This is a genomic window from [Leptolyngbya] sp. PCC 7376, assembly GCF_000316605.1.
GTDB lineage: Bacteria > Cyanobacteriota > Cyanobacteriia > Cyanobacteriales > MRBY01 > MRBY01.
The window spans coordinates 959,982-978,865 of the sequence record NC_019683.1; the positions used below are offsets into that span (position 1 = coordinate 959,982).

Annotated in this window: 16 protein-coding genes and 1 tRNA gene; 7 read left to right on the plus strand and 10 right to left on the minus strand. The window is 44.8% G+C overall.

Features of this window, described 5'->3' with window-relative positions:
• Window positions 1-34: 34 nt before the first annotated feature.
• From LEPTO7376_RS04285 to LEPTO7376_RS04310, 6 genes are all read right to left on the minus strand, one after another.
• Entirely contained in the window at window positions 35-1,021 is a 987-nt protein-coding gene (locus LEPTO7376_RS04285) for a hypothetical protein (protein ID WP_015133024.1), read from the minus strand.
• A 33-nt stretch (window positions 1,022-1,054) separates the two neighbouring features.
• On the minus strand, window positions 1,055-1,987 hold the full coding sequence (locus LEPTO7376_RS04290) for a hypothetical protein (RefSeq protein ID WP_015133025.1): 933 nt from the start codon (window positions 1,985-1,987) through the stop codon (window positions 1,055-1,057).
• Window positions 1,988-2,035: 48 nt separating this feature from the next.
• Window positions 2,036-3,265, minus strand: a complete 1,230-nt coding sequence (locus LEPTO7376_RS04295; RefSeq protein ID WP_015133026.1) for a glycosyltransferase — start codon at window positions 3,263-3,265, stop codon at window positions 2,036-2,038.
• A 109-nt stretch (window positions 3,266-3,374) separates the two neighbouring features.
• Window positions 3,375-4,448 (minus strand): hypothetical protein, encoded by a 1,074-nt coding sequence (locus LEPTO7376_RS04300; RefSeq protein WP_015133027.1) that lies wholly within the window; start codon window positions 4,446-4,448, stop codon window positions 3,375-3,377.
• 186 nt (window positions 4,449-4,634) lie between these two features.
• The gene (locus LEPTO7376_RS04305) at window positions 4,635-5,291 is read right to left on the minus strand and encodes an Npun_F0813 family protein (RefSeq protein WP_015133028.1); all 657 of its coding nucleotides are present in this window, start codon (window positions 5,289-5,291) and stop codon (window positions 4,635-4,637) included.
• Window positions 5,292-5,471: 180 nt separating this feature from the next.
• Window positions 5,472-6,194 carry an S-layer homology domain-containing protein gene (locus LEPTO7376_RS04310; protein WP_015133029.1) on the minus strand — a complete coding sequence of 241 codons (723 nt, stop codon included), beginning with the start codon at window positions 6,192-6,194 and terminating at the stop codon, window positions 5,472-5,474.
• A 114-nt stretch (window positions 6,195-6,308) separates the two neighbouring features.
• Here LEPTO7376_RS04310 and LEPTO7376_RS04315 point away from each other — a divergent pair, with 114 nt between their 5' ends.
• The 5 genes from LEPTO7376_RS04315 (at window position 6,309) to LEPTO7376_RS04335 (ending at window position 11,739) form a co-directional block, all read left to right on the plus strand.
• Window positions 6,309-7,865, plus strand: a complete 1,557-nt coding sequence (locus LEPTO7376_RS04315) for a DASH family cryptochrome (RefSeq protein ID WP_015133030.1) — start codon at window positions 6,309-6,311, stop codon at window positions 7,863-7,865.
• 80 nt (window positions 7,866-7,945) lie between these two features.
• Window positions 7,946-8,017, plus strand: a tRNA-Val gene (locus LEPTO7376_RS04320).
• A 124-nt stretch (window positions 8,018-8,141) separates the two neighbouring features.
• Window positions 8,142-9,209, plus strand: coding sequence for an amino acid ABC transporter substrate-binding protein (locus tag LEPTO7376_RS04325; protein WP_015133031.1), 1,068 nt, complete (start codon window positions 8,142-8,144; stop codon window positions 9,207-9,209).
• A 164-nt stretch (window positions 9,210-9,373) separates the two neighbouring features.
• Window positions 9,374-10,108, plus strand: a complete 735-nt coding sequence (locus LEPTO7376_RS04330) for a hypothetical protein (RefSeq protein ID WP_015133032.1) — start codon at window positions 9,374-9,376, stop codon at window positions 10,106-10,108.
• Window positions 10,109-10,206: 98 nt separating this feature from the next.
• On the plus strand, window positions 10,207-11,739 hold the full coding sequence (locus LEPTO7376_RS04335; protein WP_015133033.1) for an AAA family ATPase: 1,533 nt from the start codon (window positions 10,207-10,209) through the stop codon (window positions 11,737-11,739).
• Window positions 11,740-11,866: 127 nt separating this feature from the next.
• Here LEPTO7376_RS04335 and LEPTO7376_RS04340 read toward each other — a convergent pair whose 3' ends face one another.
• The gene (locus LEPTO7376_RS04340) at window positions 11,867-14,164 is read right to left on the minus strand and encodes a ribonuclease R family protein (RefSeq protein WP_015133034.1); all 2,298 of its coding nucleotides are present in this window, start codon (window positions 14,162-14,164) and stop codon (window positions 11,867-11,869) included.
• A 700-nt stretch (window positions 14,165-14,864) separates the two neighbouring features.
• Between LEPTO7376_RS04340 and LEPTO7376_RS04345 the strand changes: the two genes are divergently transcribed.
• Entirely contained in the window at window positions 14,865-15,494 is a 630-nt protein-coding gene (locus LEPTO7376_RS04345; protein ID WP_015133035.1) for a hypothetical protein, read from the plus strand.
• 94 nt (window positions 15,495-15,588) lie between these two features.
• Window positions 15,589-16,794 (plus strand): MFS transporter, encoded by a 1,206-nt coding sequence (locus LEPTO7376_RS04350; RefSeq protein ID WP_015133036.1) that lies wholly within the window; start codon window positions 15,589-15,591, stop codon window positions 16,792-16,794.
• Here the strand turns inward: LEPTO7376_RS04350 and purQ are convergent.
• The 3 genes from purQ to LEPTO7376_RS04365 form a co-directional block, all read right to left on the minus strand.
• Window positions 16,774-17,463 carry a phosphoribosylformylglycinamidine synthase subunit PurQ gene (gene purQ, locus LEPTO7376_RS04355; protein WP_015133037.1) on the minus strand — a complete coding sequence of 230 codons (690 nt, stop codon included), beginning with the start codon at window positions 17,461-17,463 and terminating at the stop codon, window positions 16,774-16,776. The genes LEPTO7376_RS04350 and purQ overlap by 21 nt on opposite strands.
• Window positions 17,464-17,522: 59 nt before the next feature.
• Complete coding sequence (purS, locus tag LEPTO7376_RS04360; RefSeq protein WP_160148379.1) at window positions 17,523-17,777, minus strand: phosphoribosylformylglycinamidine synthase subunit PurS; 255 nt, start codon at window positions 17,775-17,777, stop codon at window positions 17,523-17,525.
• A 73-nt stretch (window positions 17,778-17,850) separates the two neighbouring features.
• Window positions 17,851-18,876 (minus strand): permease, encoded by a 1,026-nt coding sequence (locus LEPTO7376_RS04365; protein WP_015133039.1) that lies wholly within the window; start codon window positions 18,874-18,876, stop codon window positions 17,851-17,853.
• Between the last annotated feature and the right edge of the window lie 8 nt (window positions 18,877-18,884).

Sequence of the window (18,884 nt, forward strand, 5' to 3'; positions counted from 1 at the left end):
AAACTCGGCTGTTGCTGATAATTTTGCGAATCAATTACTTTAAAAGAATTTGATCCTTAGTATGGCATAGAGACCAATAGTATGGATCTTCGGCTCGGTCAATTTTCTGAGGGTCAATTGATACATCATCTAAGACAGGTTGCTGCTTTTTTAATAGATCATAGGCAGTCATCAAAATAATGTTTAAGCCATAGCTGCTAAGGGCCTGATCAGAGTCAATAGCAAGTAATTTTGGAGATAAGACAGAGTCAGAAAAAAGCTGCTTTGTTGTTTTAGAGTCATCAATGAGCAAATCATAATCGTTTCTCTTTAAAAAGAAATTAAAGATTGCAGGAACTTTTGCAGCCAAAGAATAGGGACGTTTGCTAAAAATTCTTTGCTCAGACTCGGACGGTTCCGAGTTTGTATGATAGTAATATGCAATCTCGTTTGCGGTAATAATCCGTTCTTCAAAGAGTTCTGTCAAAATCGGAAATTTTTGGGTAAGATATTGCACTCGTTTACGGGCACTAGCTGTAGCAAGGATTAAGGTAACCCCTTGCTTTTTAAGCCAGCATAATCCATACAGGATACCGGGCCGAAAGCAAACAATATGGCGCGGTTGCTGAAGAAAAGAATATTTCACTCGATCACGGGTGTCGTAGTCTGTTCTCCCCAAAAGCTTTTGCAAACGTCCTTTGAGGGTCGGTTGGAGGCGATCATATCGAAAGGCAGGATAGATATTTCGATCTTGATAGCCTCCTCCTAAATTCCATATTTCTGGGGAAATATAGCTATTCATTAGTAGGGTTTCGTCAAGATCGAAGACGACAGTTTTGTTTTGCAACTCTGGAATTGTCTGGGGGAGAGGAAAAGCACTGGATTCAAAAAAGTTCTTCCAATTTTCGAGATCACCCTCTAAATGAACAGGGGTCGTATCAATAAAGTTCTCATCGGGAAGCGGTAAATCTGTCGGTCGCCTCAAGCGAGCAAGGGACTGTTCAGCAAGGATATCAAGGTGAGGATCGAGTGCGAAGTTCATAAGAAACCAAAGCGATTTTCTGAGACGAAATGGTTATTTTACTAATAGGTTTTTCACCTTACTTTTAAATTTTTTGATGATGGAATCAACAAATTCCTGGATATGATCGCCAATATTTTTTTTCACTTCAAAGCCAATCAGTTCATAAACTGAGCGAACATGGGGCCAAAATAATTTATTTCGTGGAGCATAGCCCTGTTTAGCTTCAATTTCTTCTACTAATTCCACAAGGTATTTTCGGTTATATTCTGAAATCAGATGCAACCGATCAGTACTCCAAGTACGGTCATCACCCAAGTGAAACGTCCAACATTGGTCACGAATTTTCTTGAACGGTCGACCATAGGCCGCCGCATTTAGAAGTAAAATTTTGTCAAACCAGCATACTCCAACAAAGACAGGTCTAAGGCTCATTTTAGGGAAGCAAGCTTTAGAAAATACAAAAAAATCATCCCCAGGATGTGCTTCTCCCTTGCTTTGATACATTGCGTCGAGCTGTTCAGGGGAATCAAATTCTTGTGGAATTGTCCGTCTCGTAATGGATAGGGACTCAGCTCCTTGATCTAGTTCATTTTTGACATTGACATAAATTTCTTTCTGCACGGCAATATCAATATTTGAATAAATCAAGGCATCAGCATCGACAGCAGCATCTAAACCTCGCTGAATAATATCAGCTAAAGATGGTAGCTTACGATTATCTAATAGTTCCGGATATTCCAAGCAAGAAAATTCGAGATCTTCTGTTGCTTCAATCCACTCTGGAATACGAGTGTGGTCTTCTGGATACTGTGCAGAAAGTAATTTGATTTCTAAGCCTTGATTTTCAGCATATATTTTTGCTCTCTTCAGAGATTCTAAGGTAATATTTTGGGCGATCGCATGTTCACTACCCGCTTTAAAGTCAACGATATTAACAAGATGAATAATCTTTTTGACAGGGTCAGAGAGTTTAGAAAGGTTCATTTAACAAAATAAAGGAAAATCACTATTTAAAGGAGAACACATAAAAAGTTAAATCAAAGATTTATAGAGATGTTCATGGGCAGTAATAAATTTATTGAGATTGAATTTTTCTTTTACATAGTCAACAGCATATTCCTCCGTTGCTTGACGTTCTTGAAGCGATCGCCCCAAGAACTCATGGGTAGCCTCCACCAAAGCAGAGGGATCATCCGGTGGCATTAAAATACCCGCATCGCCAATCACTTCTGGCACACCACCAACAGATGCCGCAATCACAGGAGTACCTGCGGCGAATGCTTCCAAACTCATTAGTGAAGACGTATCTGCACGACTAGGATGCCAAACCAAATCCGCCGCACTCAGCAATTTATTAAGCAACGCGACATCACTCACATGGGCAAACTCACGGTGAGCAAATCCAGCCAACGCCTCTGCAATCTGTGTTCCGGCCCCAGCAATTCCAAGGGGAATCAGATAAAGGTTATTAAGAGTGAGTTGGGGTAAAGCTTTGAGGATAATATCTAAACCTTTTCGCTGATCTTCAACTTTCCCAGACACCGAAAATAAAATTACTTCTGCATCAATCGGAATATTTAAACTTTGCCGCAAGGCAGTCCGATCAACAATTGGATAAAAATCCTTGGTATCAACTGGATTGAGAATTGTTTGCACTGGAAAACGTCCCAAAATACCTTTTTTAGCTTGATCACTAATCCAGTTAGACACCCCAATAATGTGTAGTTGGCTCAGTTGATAAATCAAGCGCTTGAGGTTGATGTTTAACCCAGATCCATCACGATGTAACCAGAGTACGGGAAACTTGCCAAACTGCGGGCAATTACCACAACTGCTTTGCCAGCGATCACAGTCATATGAATAAAGACAATTTCCAGTAAAAGCAGCCATCGTATGCATTGTCCAGACTGTCGGTATCAAACGACTTAACCAAGGTAAACCGGCTAAATTAAAGGTGGGCAGATCATGGAGATGAACGAGATCAAACTGCCGAACAAAATCAGCTTCTAATCGAAATGGCAAAGTCTCCGTCAACCCCAATTGATTAATGCCTAAACGATGAATAATTCTTTGGGGAATGGTGCGGGACTCATGCTTAACTATCGGTCTAGGAATTTCCTGAATAAAAGTATCCGTTGCCGATTGATGTTGGACAAGATAACAAACTTCATGGTGGCGCTCTACCAGACCTTTAGCAAGCAGATAGCCAACTTTTGCTGCTCCTCCTTTCACATCAGAGGCATTCAGAATCAATATTTTCATCTCAATACAAGTCGAGCAGCAGTAATAGACATAAGGAAACCTGGATAAGGTCTTTTCCTATCCTATGTTAGATACAGGATTTAGCTGCTAAAATTCGGAAGAATTCAAGCTAATTTTTGCTATCTATGGTTTCGAGCGATAGCGCATAAACTTGGCCATCCAGCAGCACACGGGTAATGCCTTTTGCTGTTAGACAAGCACTTGTTTTCAGGAAGAGACGACTATCGGGTACTTTAATAACTTTCTGTGATCGCCCGTGAGTAAAACGCTTGGCAACCCGGTGATTATCAAAAATCGGCAGCGTTTTCTGACTAGTTTCTTCGTCAGGAATCTGGCCTAATTCACGGAATTCTTTGAGAGGACGGGCAATCAGCTCGGACATCCGGTCTGTCACAACGTAACAAGTACGAGGGAAAGAAGCCTGATTCAGCGGTAAAATTTGCACCTGATCTGGAAGAATACGCTGTGAAGAGCCAATATCAGTATCATCCTGCTCATCATCATCGTATTCGTCATCGTCGTCTTCTTCCTCTAAATCATCGATGTCATCGCCTAATAGTTCTTTTAAAGCCTGCTGGCGATCGCCTAACCGAATTTCCTGAGCCAAAGCCAACAGATCTTGATTTACATCAGACTCATCCATATCCTGTGGTTGCTCATCCTGAACTACGACCTCTTCTGATTGTTTAACGTCAGGAGAATCATCTTGCTGAGCCTTACTATCCAACTCCTGCAATAACGGTAATGGTTTTTCTTCTGTCTTAGACCGCGAGCGCCGCGAGCGAGTCCGACGCTTCTTTGGCTTTTCCTGCTGCTCATCAGATGACGCAGAATCCGAAGCTTCTTTTACACTCTCTACAATTTCAGTAATCTCTATCTCTGGTTTAGCCTTATCTTGTTTCGGCTTCAGCTTAGGTGCTTTATCTTTGGAAGCGGATTTAGACTTCGACTTACTATCGGATTTCTTGGCTTTCGCCTTTTTAAGGCTATTGCTCCGACCAAGACGTTTCTTCTGAATTAGATCTTCGTATTCCTCAGTGCTGAGGCGGCTCTTCAGGAAACGGCTAATAGTCGAGCTACTCACCCCATACTGTTCCGCCAGAGTCGATGTCGTCGCCGCAGTGTCGCGGTAGGCAACCAATAACTCTTCTTTATCTGCATTAGTGAGTTTGCGGGGGCTCATATGGTCTTCCGGGCAATGCGCTAGCAACAACGAAACAACAAAAATTCCTTACCAAAGCCTTAGCCAAGATAAGTCCTACTAGTGTATCGCCTCTAGGAACGAGCAGGCTTGTTTTTCTCAGTTATTCCATAATTGATTAATACAACCTACGTTACCCAAAGAAAGTTGCTTCATAAAATCTGAGGATCAATGCCACATTTGTCCTAACGGAGATTGTCCAAGCCACTTAATAAAATACTGTTGCTCTTCTGATGGCATATCTACTAGCAATTCATCAATCCCTTCAGCAAAAGAACTATTTCCAAAATACGCTTTACCAATCCGATACATCTCCTGTAAAAGCGTAATGAGATGATGTTCTTCCCAAGGCGGCACATTACCTTCAAGAGGATCAACGTCGATGATCGTCCCCAAATCCTGAGCCGTCTTTAATTGTGGGAAGTTCCATGGCTGCAAAACCTTCATTAGCTCGGTATTGAAACGTTCAGCTTGTCTTGCTCCAAAGAGGTCTTCAAGGTCGAAATAAACTGTTTGCAGCAAAATAATGCAGGCTTGGGTCAAGGGCACAATTTGGCTGGAAGCATCATCATCACTACCCAATTGCTCAACTCGAATTTTTCCCCAAACACTAAAACGTTCAGTCTCTTCAAGAAGAATACAAAATTTACCTTGGTTATCTGTTAGATCACGCCAAAATCCCCGTGCTTCAGTTTCCTGATTAGCACTAAAAACACTAATCAGGCGGAAGGTTTGTCCTTGGTAGTTGAGGATAGGAACGGTTTGTTCCCGCTTGGGATGTTGGACATTGGCAATGTCTACATCTTTCCGTTTCAGAATGAGCATGGGCTATTGTTGTGCTCCCTCTCGATTGCTAAGCAAAGATTGGGACGGAATGTGAAATTTATGAGGTAGATGCTTGTCCTGTTTTAAGGCAGCTTTTGCATGTTTATCTTGGCACAGGGTTGACCAAAGCGAATAGTTTACACATGAAGTTTCACGTCAATGTTACGGATCTGAATGAAATTAGGGTGAAAGGGTAGGGATTGTGCTGGGTTGCCGACCAAAGGATGGGCGAGAGCTTTGGCCACCAACGATATATTCTTCGGAAATAGTGCCAGTGGTATCAAGGGCACGGCACAAAAAACTGGCAACTTCGGCGCGGCTAGCCCATTGTTGAGGGTTCAGGCGAGTGAGATTAGGATAATTTACGATCAATTGCTGTTCTGTAGCCGCGGCGATCGCCGGATAAGCAAAGGCGGGCAAGTCAGCAGCATCTTCATAATACTTAGAAATGATTGTCTGGGGATTGCCTTGGGGAACGTAGTTTAGGCCAGCCACCAGAGCAAGCAAGGTTTCGTATCGGGGAATATTACGGGTTGGTTTGAATGTGCCATCAGGATAACCAGTCATAAAGCCAGAGCGAGTAGCACGATCAATGGGAATTAGTCCCCAATAGGTTTCGTCAAGATCACGGTATTCTTGAGCAAAAGTTTGATCGATTGAATCGGGAAAAGCACGGTTCAGAAAAGCGGCGAATTCGGTGCGGGTAACAGGTTCGTTAGGGCGAAAGGTTTGATCTGGATAACCCTGGACAATATCCCGCTGCTCAAGATGTTGAATACAGCGCTCCGCCCAATGGTCGTTAATATCGGTCAAGGTTTGAGCCTTAACTGCATGGGGAATAAAGGCGATCGCCCCACCGAGACAGCCCGCCATTAACCGTTGAACATCAGTCGAATTTGTCATAATCCACAACCTCCACGACACCACAAAAGCAGCTCGTTATACTAAGTAACTTTACCCCAGAAAATTTTCCAGAGTCTAACTCTAAAATTCCCTGCTTCTTCTGATTGTATTGCCATGCCTTTGACAAGAATTTTGTTGTGGTACCGTCGTGACCTACGCCTCCATGACCATAAACCTCTCATTACAGCGCTCCAGCAGCAGGCCGAGATTATCCCCCTCTACTGTTTTGACTCCCGGGAATTTACACAAACTGCTTTTGGTTTTCCTAAAACGGGTAATTTTCGGGGTCAATTTTTATTGGAAAGTGTGGCAAACCTAAGGCGATCACTCCAACAAAAAGGCAGCAATCTCCTGATCTATTCCGGCAAACCAGAGGTGATTATCTCTCAACTCTGTAGACAGTTTCAAATTGACACAGTGTATTGGCATCGGGAAGTCACAGCGGAAGAAACTCACATCGAAAAACGTCTTCAAAAAAACCTCAGTCAGCAGAATGTTTCTGTCGGAACCTTTTGGGGTACAACACTCCATGAACCAGAAGAGATGCCTTTTGGGATTCCGCAAGTACCAGAGGTTTTTACGCAATTTCGTAAAACAGTCGAAAAATATGCGAATATTGTCCAAGCCTTACCAACGCCCCAAGAATTACCGCCTCTCCCCTCAGAATTGGCAATGGCATTGGGTGAGCTACCGACTTTAAAACAATTGGGGTTAAGCACACCAGAGAGCGATCGCCGTGGTGTTTTAGCCTTTCAAGGCGGCGAAACGGCTGCCTTAGAACGATTACAAGATTATTTTTGGCGCGGCAACCACTTAAAAAGCTATAAACAAACCCGCAATGGCCTTTTAGGGGGAGACTATTCCTCTAAATTTTCACCTTGGTTAGCCCTAGGTTGTCTCTCTGCCAGACAGATTGCCGCCCAAGTCAGCCGATATGAAACAGAGCGCGTGGCTAATGATTCAACTTACTGGCTCATTTTTGAATTGTTATGGCGAGATTATTTTCGATGGATTAGTGCAAAACATGGCATTAAAATTTTCCAACCTAAGGGATTACAGGGTGTCAAAATTCCGTGGAAACAAGACAGGGAAGCCTTTGAATTATGGCGCACTGGTCAAACAGGAATTCCCTTTGTTGATGCAAATATGCGAGAACTCCTCCAAACAGGTTTTATGTCAAATCGGGGACGGCAAAATGTCGGCAGTTTCCTAACAAAAAATCTGGGACTCGATTGGCGAATGGGAGCAGAATGGTTTGAATCACAACTCATTGATTACGATGTCTGTAGCAATTGGGGTAACTGGAATTACACAGCAGGTGTAGGTAACGATGCACGTGGATTTCGTTACTTTAATATCCCCAAACAAGCCAAAGATTATGATCCACAAGGAGAGTATGTCCGCCACTGGCTCCCAGAGTTGAAATCTATTCCCGGAGAGCAAATCCACCAACCTTGGCGCATCTCTGTAAGAGAACTGGGCGATCGCCATGACATTACTTTGGGAGAGACATATCCAAAGCCAATGGTCGATCTACAGCAATCCGTTCAAGAAAATGAGCGCATTTATCAAAAGGCCCTCGGCATTCAACCCAACTCATCACGTCAATCCAAAGGTAAAAACAGCAAAACCAAACGGTCTTCACGCCCTCAAAAACCCCACCGCCGTTAGTATCCAGTCTCTCAACCCAAAGAAATCCCGGAGAAGTCTTGCACTTTCGAAAAACCCTTGTTATTATTGTTAAGGCTTAAGGGCGTTTAGCTCAGTGGTAGAGCGCCTGCCTTACAAGCAGGATGCCACTGGTTCAAATCCAGTAACGCCCATATTTTCCCTAAGTTCAATCATCCCATGCTTACCCACCATTATGGTTTGGGACAGTTCTCCTTTCACCGCTGAGGAGATGCGTCTCCAATATAATTGTGAGTATTTCTAGTTCGGCTTGGGCTAATGATCAATGCATTTCTGAAATCCTATTCAATTGGCTTGGCGATCGCCTGTCTCACTGTCATTGGTGGTTGTAATCGTGAGTCGATGCCGGACGAACCTGTTGAAGGGCTACCGATAGGCAATTCAAGCAAACTGGAAGAGGTTTTAGATAGAAAAGAAATTATTTGTGGCGTTAATGGTCAACTGCCTGGCTTTAGTTTTATTGATGAAACAGGAAATTATGCCGGCATAGATGTCGATTTTTGTCGGGCAGTGGCAGCAGCTCTCTTCGATGATCCCAAGGCTGTCCAGTTTAAAGAACTTAGTGCTCAAGAGCGTTTAGAGGTTGTCCAAAATGAAGGAGTGGATCTGCTCAGTCGCAACACAACCTGGACCATTAGCCGCGATACGGTTGTGGGCCTAGAGTTTGGGCCAATTTTGTTTTATGACGGGCAAGGTATCCTCGTATCCCAAGCCAGTGGTGTTCAGGCGATCGCCGATCTCGAAGGCAAATCTATCTGTGTACAATCCGGCACCACTACCGAATTAAACCTCGCTGACCGGATGCGCCAGAAAAATATCACATATAAGCCCGTTGTTTTTGATGATGCGGAAGATATGTACCAAGCCTATGCCGATGGTCGGTGTGAGGGAGCAACATCTGATCGCTCCCAACTCGTAATTCGTCGCGCCACAATGGCAGATCCAGAGGCCCACAAATTACTTTCCGATGTTCTATCAAAAGAACCCCTTGCCCCAGTTGTCAAAAATGATGATTCACCCTGGTTCGACACTGTTAAATGGGTAGCTTATGCTCTGATTCAGGCAGAAGAATTTGGGATCAATTCAGACAATGTTTCAGATTTTTTAGATTCTAAAGATCCATTAGTACGACGCTTTCTCGGTCTCGAAGGTCGACTCGGAGAGGATATGGGCTTAAGCAATGATTTTGCACTGCGGATCATCAAGCATGTTGGCAATTATGGCGAAATTTATGAGCGTAATCTCGGGGAGCCTTTCGGGTTAGAACGTGGCATGAATTCACTCTGGACTGACGATGGACTTATCTATTCACCACCCTTCCGCTAGGGCGATCGCCTAACTTGCGACAATTCAAAACAAATCACTCTCCGTAAACATTAAGGACACTTGCAAGAAAAAAGTAGCGATCGCCGCAATCCAGAAAAGTCAAGTATCTATAATAAACAATGGAAGCATAAACTTTCCTTATCAGCTGTCTCTACCCGAAACCTATGTTAGACAAATTACCGTCGGAAGTTCGTCACTGGGTCGAAGGTCTATCATGGCAACAACGCCGCTACATGCTCTCCCTATGCCATTTGCTCTGTGCTGCGACTCCCCAAGACCAAGCACAATTCCTCGACGACTTTACCGCAGAAGGGATCATCGCAAAAATCTTAGTTGACCAAGACACCCAACAACAAATGCGCGGCCATTTAGAACGGTTCCGTATTGGTAGCATTCTCAACGAAAAATTATTACGCACCTATATCCGACAGTTTTACGTCCACTCAGCCCAGGATATGCACCGACGGCCACAACAATATCTACAATCTGCACTGCAACTTGTAATCAAAAAACAAGAACAAAACAAAGTATTGAACTATATCCTCGGTTTCGAAGTTTTAAAAATGTTTTTTCAGATGAGCTGGGAACAACAGGAAAAACTCTACCAACTTCAAATTAACCAAGACTATTTTTATAACCGCTACATTAAACCTATCCAATACACCCATCGCATTAACAGCATTGTGGTTCCCAAAGATGAAAAAGTTTTCTTTGCGAAGCGCGATTACTACATCCAGATTCCGCAGATTCCCACGAAAAAATTAGTGACCCTAATTATGGCGACCTTTTCTACGGATGCTGTGATTGATTTTGGCTTCTCGATTTCTCGCAATAGTCAATATTTGATTTTTGATTTCGATTATATTTTTGCGCCGGCTCACGACCCGATCTTTGCCTAACCTCTGGGCGATCGCCCCACGTAGCATGACCGGAGAATGATGCTATCGTTGAATGCGAAAGCTTAGCAAACATCCCCTTTTCAAGGTAGATCAGGTTAATGTCCCACACCATCGAAACACTCATCAGAACCCTACAAACCCCCGATATCTATCCCCACAACGCAAATAATGAGATTGACCTGGTGCAGACCCACGTTTCATATGTCTTTCTGACAGGGGACTACGCTTACAAACTCAAAAAATCCGTGAATTTTGGGTTTCTCGATTTTTCAACATTAGAAAAGCGGAAGCATTTTTGCGAAGCAGAACTCGCCCTAAATAGTTCCCTCACAAAAGATCTCTACCTTGAAGTTGTCTCCATTACCTATGACGGCGAGACATATGCTATTGACGGGCAAGGAGACATTGTTGAATACGCAGTAAAGATGCGCCAATTCCCTCAGGAAAATCTCCTCAGCGGTATGTTCCAAGCGGGAACCCTGACTGAAGAGCAGATGGTGCAATTGGGTAAAGTTGTGGCAGCATTCCATGCAACAGCTGAAACGAATGACTACATCCGCAGCTTTGGTGAAATCGCAAAAATTCGTCAGGCGATCGATGAAAACTACGATCAAACCGCTGGATATATTGGTCGTGTTCAAACTCAAAAACGCTTCGAACAAACAAAGGACTTTACTGATAATTTTTTTGCGAGCCGCGAAGATATTTTTGCGAGCCGTCGCGATCAAAACAAAATCTGTGAATGCCATGGTGATCTACATCTCCGCAATATTTGCCTATGGCAAGACGACATTCAACTCTTTGACCGTATCGAATTTAATGAGCCTTTCCGCTTCGTCGATACGATGTATGACGTTGCCTTTGCGGTAATGGATCTCGATGCCCGTGGCGCAAAAGAGCTGGGCAATGCTTTCCTCAATACGTACCTTGAACAAACAGGAGATTGGGAAGGATTACAAGTGCTGCCGCTTTATCTCAGTCGCCAAGCCTATGTCCGCGCAAAAGTAACATCTTTCCTTCTAGATGATCCGGCGATCGCCGAAGAGGCAAAACAGGAAGCCGCCAAAACCGCCTCCGAATACTACGAACTCGCTTGGCAATATACCCAGCTCCCCAAAGGAAAAGTGGTCATGATGTCTGGTCTATCTGGCTCCGGAAAATCAACAGTGGCACGACGCTGTGCAAGATTGTGGAATGCTATTCACATTCGTTCTGATGCAGCTCGTAAACACCTTGGTGGTGTGTCCCTTGATGCAAAAGCACCAGACAGTCTCTACAGTGCAGAGATGACAGAGAAAACCTATGCTCGTCTCACAGAGCTTGGGGTGTTGTTAGCAAAACAAGGCTTTACTGTCATTCTGGATGCAAAATTTGATCGCATCTCCCAACGTAAAGATGTGATGGCAGCCTGTGAAGCAGAAGGGTTGCCCTATCAAATTTTGTATTGCCAAGCGCCGACTTCCACTCTCGAACAGCGTCTGCAAGACCGTAACGATGATATCTCTGACGCAACAGCAGACTTGTTACAGACTCAGATCGACAATGCTGAGGGTTTTACGGACGATGAATCTCTCTGGGTACGTAGCATTGATACCACTCAAAATATTGATGCCATTATTAGCTATTTATAAGTCTTTGCCTTTGATCTAAATAAAGTTAAAAGCCTCCTAATCTCATGAGATTAGGAGGCTTCTTTCGTTAGTTCACTCAAACAGTTAATGCAGACATCGGACTTTGACTTCAACAGACGATTTGAATTTACTCTTCTTCCCAAGCTTCTTCTTCTACATCAGCCTGCTCATCCGTTTGGTCAGCAGCGTTAGTGTCTCCAGAATCTTTGGCGATCGCCAGATCAATTTGCTGACGATAATAGTCAACGCTTTTAACTTCCACTTCAACGGTATTACCGAGGCGGTAGGAAACTCGATTTTTCCGGCCGACTAAACAGCTATGGCGAGCGCGATATTCATACCAGTCATCCTTCAATGAGCTGACATGCACTAAACCTTCGACGAGAAGGTCTTCGATTTCCACAAAAAAGCCATAGGATTGCACGCCCGTAATCAGCCCCTTAAAGGTATCTCCAGTATGAGCTTTCATCTGTTCAGCTTTCTTGAGACCTTGGAGATCTTTTTCAGCATCATCAGCGATCTTTTCTTGGTCATTCAGTTGCAAAATCAGTCCGGCAATCGTCTCTTCGATTTCGCCTTGTTTAGTGGCTGTCAGTACCTTCCAATTTACTTTTTCATGACAGGAGTTACTGCCAAGATTGACGCCATTTTTAACACGACTAGAACGGCGATCGCGTCCTTCACTCAAAACTAATTTGAGAATTCGCTGCATCACCAAGTCGCCATAACGCTGGGCAGGTGAACAGATACGAGTATAGCCATCACGATAAGCTAAGCCAAAGTGAGGATGGGGGTGTTTACCGTAGCGTGGTGAATCGAGGGTTGATTGGAGTAAATAGTTCAGAATCTTGGCGGAGTCAACCTTACTAAATTCCTGAATGAAATGCTGATAATCATGGGGCAGTAATTCTTCTTCGGATTCGAGCTTCAGGTCAAGCTCTAAATTGCCACCGAGTTTAATCAGATTTTCAAGGCTTTCAAAATCGGGTTGGGCTTGGTAACAGTAAATCGCGGGTAATTCCAACGCAGTCATATGTTCTGCGACAGCGCGTCCAGCCAAAATAGTGACTTCGGAGAGCAGCGATCGCACGGGAAGACTCGGCGACACAATCATCGTGCCAAAACGCCCTTCATCCTTAAAGGCAGACACGACTTCAGGCAGGGAAATTTGGAAGCCACCTCGTTGTAATCGCTGCGCTTTAACCAATGGACTGAGATTAAAAATCAGGTTATTTAAAAGATCAGAAACGTCTTTTAGCTCACCTTCAACTTCCTCACCACTGCTGAGCACATGCTGAACTTTTTGGTAACTGAGACTTTGGTCAACGCGAATCACGCTGGGGACAATCTCAAATTCATTCACGATTCCCTGTTCATCCAAGGTCAACAGAATCGACAGAGTGAGGCGATCGCCACCCGGCAACAAACTAATTTTTTCTTTAAACGCTGCAGGAAAAACTGGAATGGTCGTCTCTCCCAAAAATACTGCGGTACCATGCTTTTTCGCCCAACGATCTAAAGCACTACCTTCAGACACATACTCCGCAATATCTGCAATATGAATACCCAGCTGCCACTGGCCAGTCTCTGTTTTCGAGAGAGTAAAGGCATTTTCGACAAAGGCTTCATTACCAGGAGCTAAATGTTGCTCTTCCTCAATCGTGATCGTCAATTGATCCCGAAAGTCCCGGCGTTGGGCAATCACCGCCTCATCTAAATCTTCAGCAATCTCGGCGATCGCCGCCACAATATCCCCAGGAAAATCCCGTAAGAGATCATGCTTACAGCAGACAATATCTGTGTCTGCCGCCTCTTCTGCATCACTACCGAGCACCTTCGTGACAGCACCCAAAGGTAAATGTTGAGCAATTGGATAGCGCAGCACCGACACATGCACCAAATGATCAATCGCCTCCTGGAGCAACTCATTTTGATCCTGTAGCTCTAACTCAAATAACAAACGATCATCGAGGGGAACCGCCCGGAAGCCTTCCTCTTTTTTGACCACTTTCGCCAAGAGAGAAGGATTGGCTCGCTCTAAAATCAGCTTAACCGCTCCCTCAGGCGATCGCCGCCTCGTGCCTTCCTTAATAATTTTGACCAGTACCCGGTCACCATTCCAAGCATTACTCAGATAGGTTTCGCGAATATAAATATCTTCCGCATCCTCAGAATCCTGGATCGCAAAACAAAATCCTTTACTCGAACATCGCAACTTAGCCTCAAAGATGCCTTCATCAGTCACACGTCGATACTTGCCTCGCTCCTTCACCAACAACTTGGCGCGCTCTAAAGCATCCAAAACAATTTGGAGATTGGTACTATCCTCATCAGAATTACACTCTAACTTTTTCTCGAGGAATTTACCTGCAACTAATTTGTCATCCGTAAAGTACGACAGCAGTGTAGCGACTGAGAAATCCATGCAAAACGATCCTTTTCGTTAGAAAGTAAAGTGAAACAACAAAACCTGCCAAAACAAAATTAACCATTAATTTTCCGTGATCAGTCCCGAAAGGATGTCGGGAAAATCAACCATTTTGCCAGGGGAAGTGCCACAAGAAGCAATTGATCAGGGTCAACATCTGAGTATTTCCTATCAGTAAAGATCAAACTCATTACCAGCTAGAAAAATTCAGGGTGAGCGAGGTGGGGCCAGGGAGCTATCTAGACCTCGTTTGTGCAGAGACAAAGTCGACAAAAACTCAATGCTTAAAAATCAAGTCTTCTACTTCAACCGACCCATAAGGATCTGGGTCATAACACCAAGGGAGTGTCTAAGGCAGAAATAGTCTGAAACCGACCGGAGTAACATTTCAGCGAAAGACAGAAAGGTAGTGCCTGTGGCTCAGCAAAACTTTCGAGATTCTAGGTAGATTAAGGCAGACAAGGTCTTGTTTGCGATGACCGATGAGCGATACTAAAGCGACGGCAGTACAATGTTGCTTTTGAATGCACATCAAGTCGTCAGACAATGCTTGTTATAGCGCCTCGGAGAATATTGTACCTCGTAATTGGGCGACTCTACATGTACCCATTTGTTTACCTCAGTTTCAGGCAACCGCGAGGGGCAAGATAAAGTACTATTGAACTAGAAGTTAGCGAAATAAGACGCGTCAGGTTCCATGACACCAGAGATTTTTCGACAGCAATATCCCCAAGGCGGTTTGGTGAGCGAGTTAGCTGCCATTGAGCATGGTCAATATGTAGTGCGGGTTTTAGTGCAGAATGATGGTGTGACGCTTACGAGTGGCTTGGCGGCAGCAGCTTCGGTAGAGCATGCAGAAGATCAGGCTCGGGCTCGGGCTTTAGGGTTATTGGTGTCGGGTAGTAGAGCCGCATCCAAACCGGCTTCAGTACAACCAGCGATCGCCCCACCGACCATTCCCGTACCTTCGCCCACAGCAGTACCAATCAAGCAACCCACTGTAACAAAGCCTGTTCCGGTAGCGGCTCCCAAGGCAGAATTCACCTATGACTTGCCGCTGTCTGCCCCGCCAGAACTAGAGCCAGAACCAATTATTGAGCCTTCTGCGCCTGCGACAACGACAAGTGCGGCCCCTGCCGTAGAAGAGCCTCTCGATTTTTCAGATATTATTGCCCGCAGTGATGTCGAGCTAAAACGTCTGGGTTGGACGAGTGAGCAGGGTCGGAATTATTTACTCGAAACTTATGGGAAGCGATCGCGTCAATTATTATCGGACGCAGAATTATTAGAGTTTTTACGGTTCCTTGAAGGTCAGCCATCCCCCTAATTTTTCTTAGCGTATTTTTACTAAGCTGAATCATCAAATTATTCTTCGCTATTGTTGAGACAGGATTCGTTTTGCTTAATAGCTGAGTGGAATTATGGCGACAACTTCGACAAAATCAATGGGCGTTGTTTGGGGACGGGTATTGGCGATCGCCGCAGTGCAGAGTGCGCTCACGGTGATGTGGGTAACCTACAACGCCTACCTCGGTGATCTGTTAGGAGGATGGGGTTTTTCGGAAGCCTTCACAGCTAAACTCGTCACCTTTGAGGTGGTTCTGGCGCTATTAATGGAACCGATTTTTGGGATTCTCAGCGATAAGCAGCAACAAGCTTTGGGTAGCCGTGGCCCTTTAATTACCCTAGGCGTCATTCTCTCCGCTGCTACTTTTGTGCTATTTCCCATCGTCGCCCTGTTGCAATTACCGTTCACTTGGGTACTCCCTGGTGTGGCGATCGCCTGGGCTTTAGCCATGACAATCTTCCGGACACCTATCTATGTGTTGTTGCTAAAAAGTGCTCCGAAATCAGAATTACCTTTAGCCGTTTCGGTATTGATGATGGCAGGCGGCTTAATGGGCTTGATTAAGGGCAATATCAAAGAAATTATTTTGGGATGGGGGCCACTGCCAGCATTTTTGGTGGGGTCAATTACCTTACTTGCCGCCTCAACTTTTTTGAAGTTTTTTATGCCACCGTTACAACCACCAGCGGAGGATCAAGAGCACTCGACACCGCCGATACCTTGGGATGGTATTGTCCGCACCGCTCTCATTTCCCTTGTTTTGGCATGGGGTACAAAAATTTTCATGGGTAATTTAAGTGGTGTCTTTGGAGCAGGGGCCTTCGGTTCAGACGCCAATTGGATGCCACTTTTAAACCTACTCCTCGCTTTAGCAGCTATTCCTATCGCCATGCTATGGAGACGGTGGCGAGATTATCCGTTATTGGCGATCGCCTTAAGTAGTTTGAGTTTAATGCTCATCATCCTGCTAGCCTCACCGGGGTTGGCATGGCTCTATATCTTTGTGGCGGGCTTATGGATTTGCGCCTTTGCGACAGTACGCAATGGTACATTGCCATACATTTTCGCGACAGTGCCAGGTCGCTGGGCAGGCTTCGGGATCGGAATTTATTTTGGAGTCTCGGGCATCGCTAATCGATTATTCCCTAGTATTTTTTCACCAGAAAACCAAGCCTTTCAGGGCATTGCTGGGGTCTGTGCCTTGGCGATCGCCGCAGGACTCGCACTACTGCCATTTTTACCGAAACAATCTGAAGATCTAGGCAACGAGATCAAGTAGACCTTCAAATAAACCTTTGCCGTCCGCATTACCCAAATTGGTATCAGCTGCGCGTTCAGGGTGGGGCATCATGCCGAGCACATTCCCTTTCGCGTTAACGATGCCTGCAATGTTATTGAGGGAGCCATTCGGATTTGCCGCTTCATTGACATTCCCTTGGGTGTTGCAATACCGGAAAATCACCTGTCCATTGTCTTCAATACTTTGCAAGGTTTCTGCGTCAGCATGGTAACGGCCTTCACCATGGGCAATGGGAATGGTAATGACTTGCTCTTGCTGATAACCTCGCGTCCAAGACAGATCACTGCGCCCCACTTTAAGGGGAACGCGATCGCAGATGAAATGAAGGTCACGATTTCGGACGAGAGCACCAGGTAATAACCCTACTTCCGTTAACACCTGAAAACCGTTACAAACACCCAACACATATTTTCCTTGGTTGGCGTGCTCAATCACGCTTTTAATCACAGGTGAAAACCGGGCGATCGCCCCACATCGGAGATAATCCCCATAACTAAACCCACCGGGGATCGCGATCACATCTAAGTCTGAAATATCCGTTTCCTGATGCCAAACCATGCGGGTCGGTTGCCCAAACACACCGTCTGTGACCATCGCCATATCGCGATCGCAGTTTGAGCCGGGGAAAACAATTACACCAAATTTCATAGTTCAGTTATCTAAATAGCAATAGGTTCGACACTCTCTCTTTGGTAGGCGATCGCCTATTAACTTACAGATGTTAGATCGAAACGATAATTTTCAATAACAGGATTTGTAAGGAGCTGATCACACATTTGATCAACTTTTTGCTTTGCGTCAGCCTCATCAGCCGCCTCTAAATTTAGTTCAATATATTTACCAATCCGTACCTCAGAAACCCCTTCATAGCCCAATTGACCTAAACCAGATTCCACAGCTGTGCCTGCCGGATCGAGAACAGAAGGACGAAGCGTAACGTAGATTTGAGCGTGGTACTGCATAGCAATTTGACTGTTGAAAACGGTATTTATTGTACGTCGCGGGGGCATTGATAAAAAAATCAATTCCGAGACATTAAGCAAAATAGCTATAACCCAACGCCAGAATGAAAGTGAGTTGCCCTGCCAACATGAAGAAATACAAAATGAAGCGGGGTTTAAAAATTGAGAGCATTAAACCCACGGCTTTGATGTCGATCATCGGCCCAAAAATCAAAAAGGCCAGCAATGATCCGGTTGTAAAAGTTGAGGCAAATGACAGTGCAAAAAACGAGTCTACTGTTGAACAAATAGAAACAATGGCTGCCAACAGCATCATGGCAATAATCGACGTGATGGTACCTTGCCCAAGGCTTAAGACAACTTCCCGTGGGACAAATACTTGAATCAGAGCGGCGATCGCACTCCCAAAAATCAAGACAGCGCCCAATTCCCGCAATTCTTGGGAAATATTTGTGATCAAAGCCCGAAATTTTTGCTTAAAACCTTTGGGTTGTGCCAGGTCGAGTGCCTCAGGCATCTGGGTTGCCACAGTCTCCAAAGGAACGTTGCTCCCTTGATTTCCTCCAAGAAAGAATGTACCCGATTGCAACAATGGACTAGCGGCGGACTGCTCTTGGGGTTGAGCTGTTTGTTGGAGATACTTTAAGCGCTTGGCGAGGCGGGGATGCAATAAAACTTTTGGGTCAGATTGCACGCTAAAAACTGTGCCCACAATGGTGGCGATCGCCAACGAGCCAAGAATACGGAATAACACAATCTCTGGTTGTCCTCGAAAAGCAATCCAAGTAGACCAAATCACCACAGGATTCAGGGTTGGCGCAGCGAGTAAAAAACCAACAGCAACAGAAGTCGGAATCCCCTGCATGAGAAAACGCCTTGCTACAGGGACATTTCCACATTCACAGACGGGGAAGAAAAAGCCGATGCAACTCCCCATGAAAGCGCCCAACAGTGGATTTTTGGGGAGGACTTTAATTAATTTGCGCTCATCGACCCAGACCAACAGCACACTCGATAGAACAACTCCTAATAGCAGAAAAGGCATTGCCTCCACCAACAGGCTGACAAATAACGTAAAGGCATTGTGAAATTGGGTCATGGAGAAAC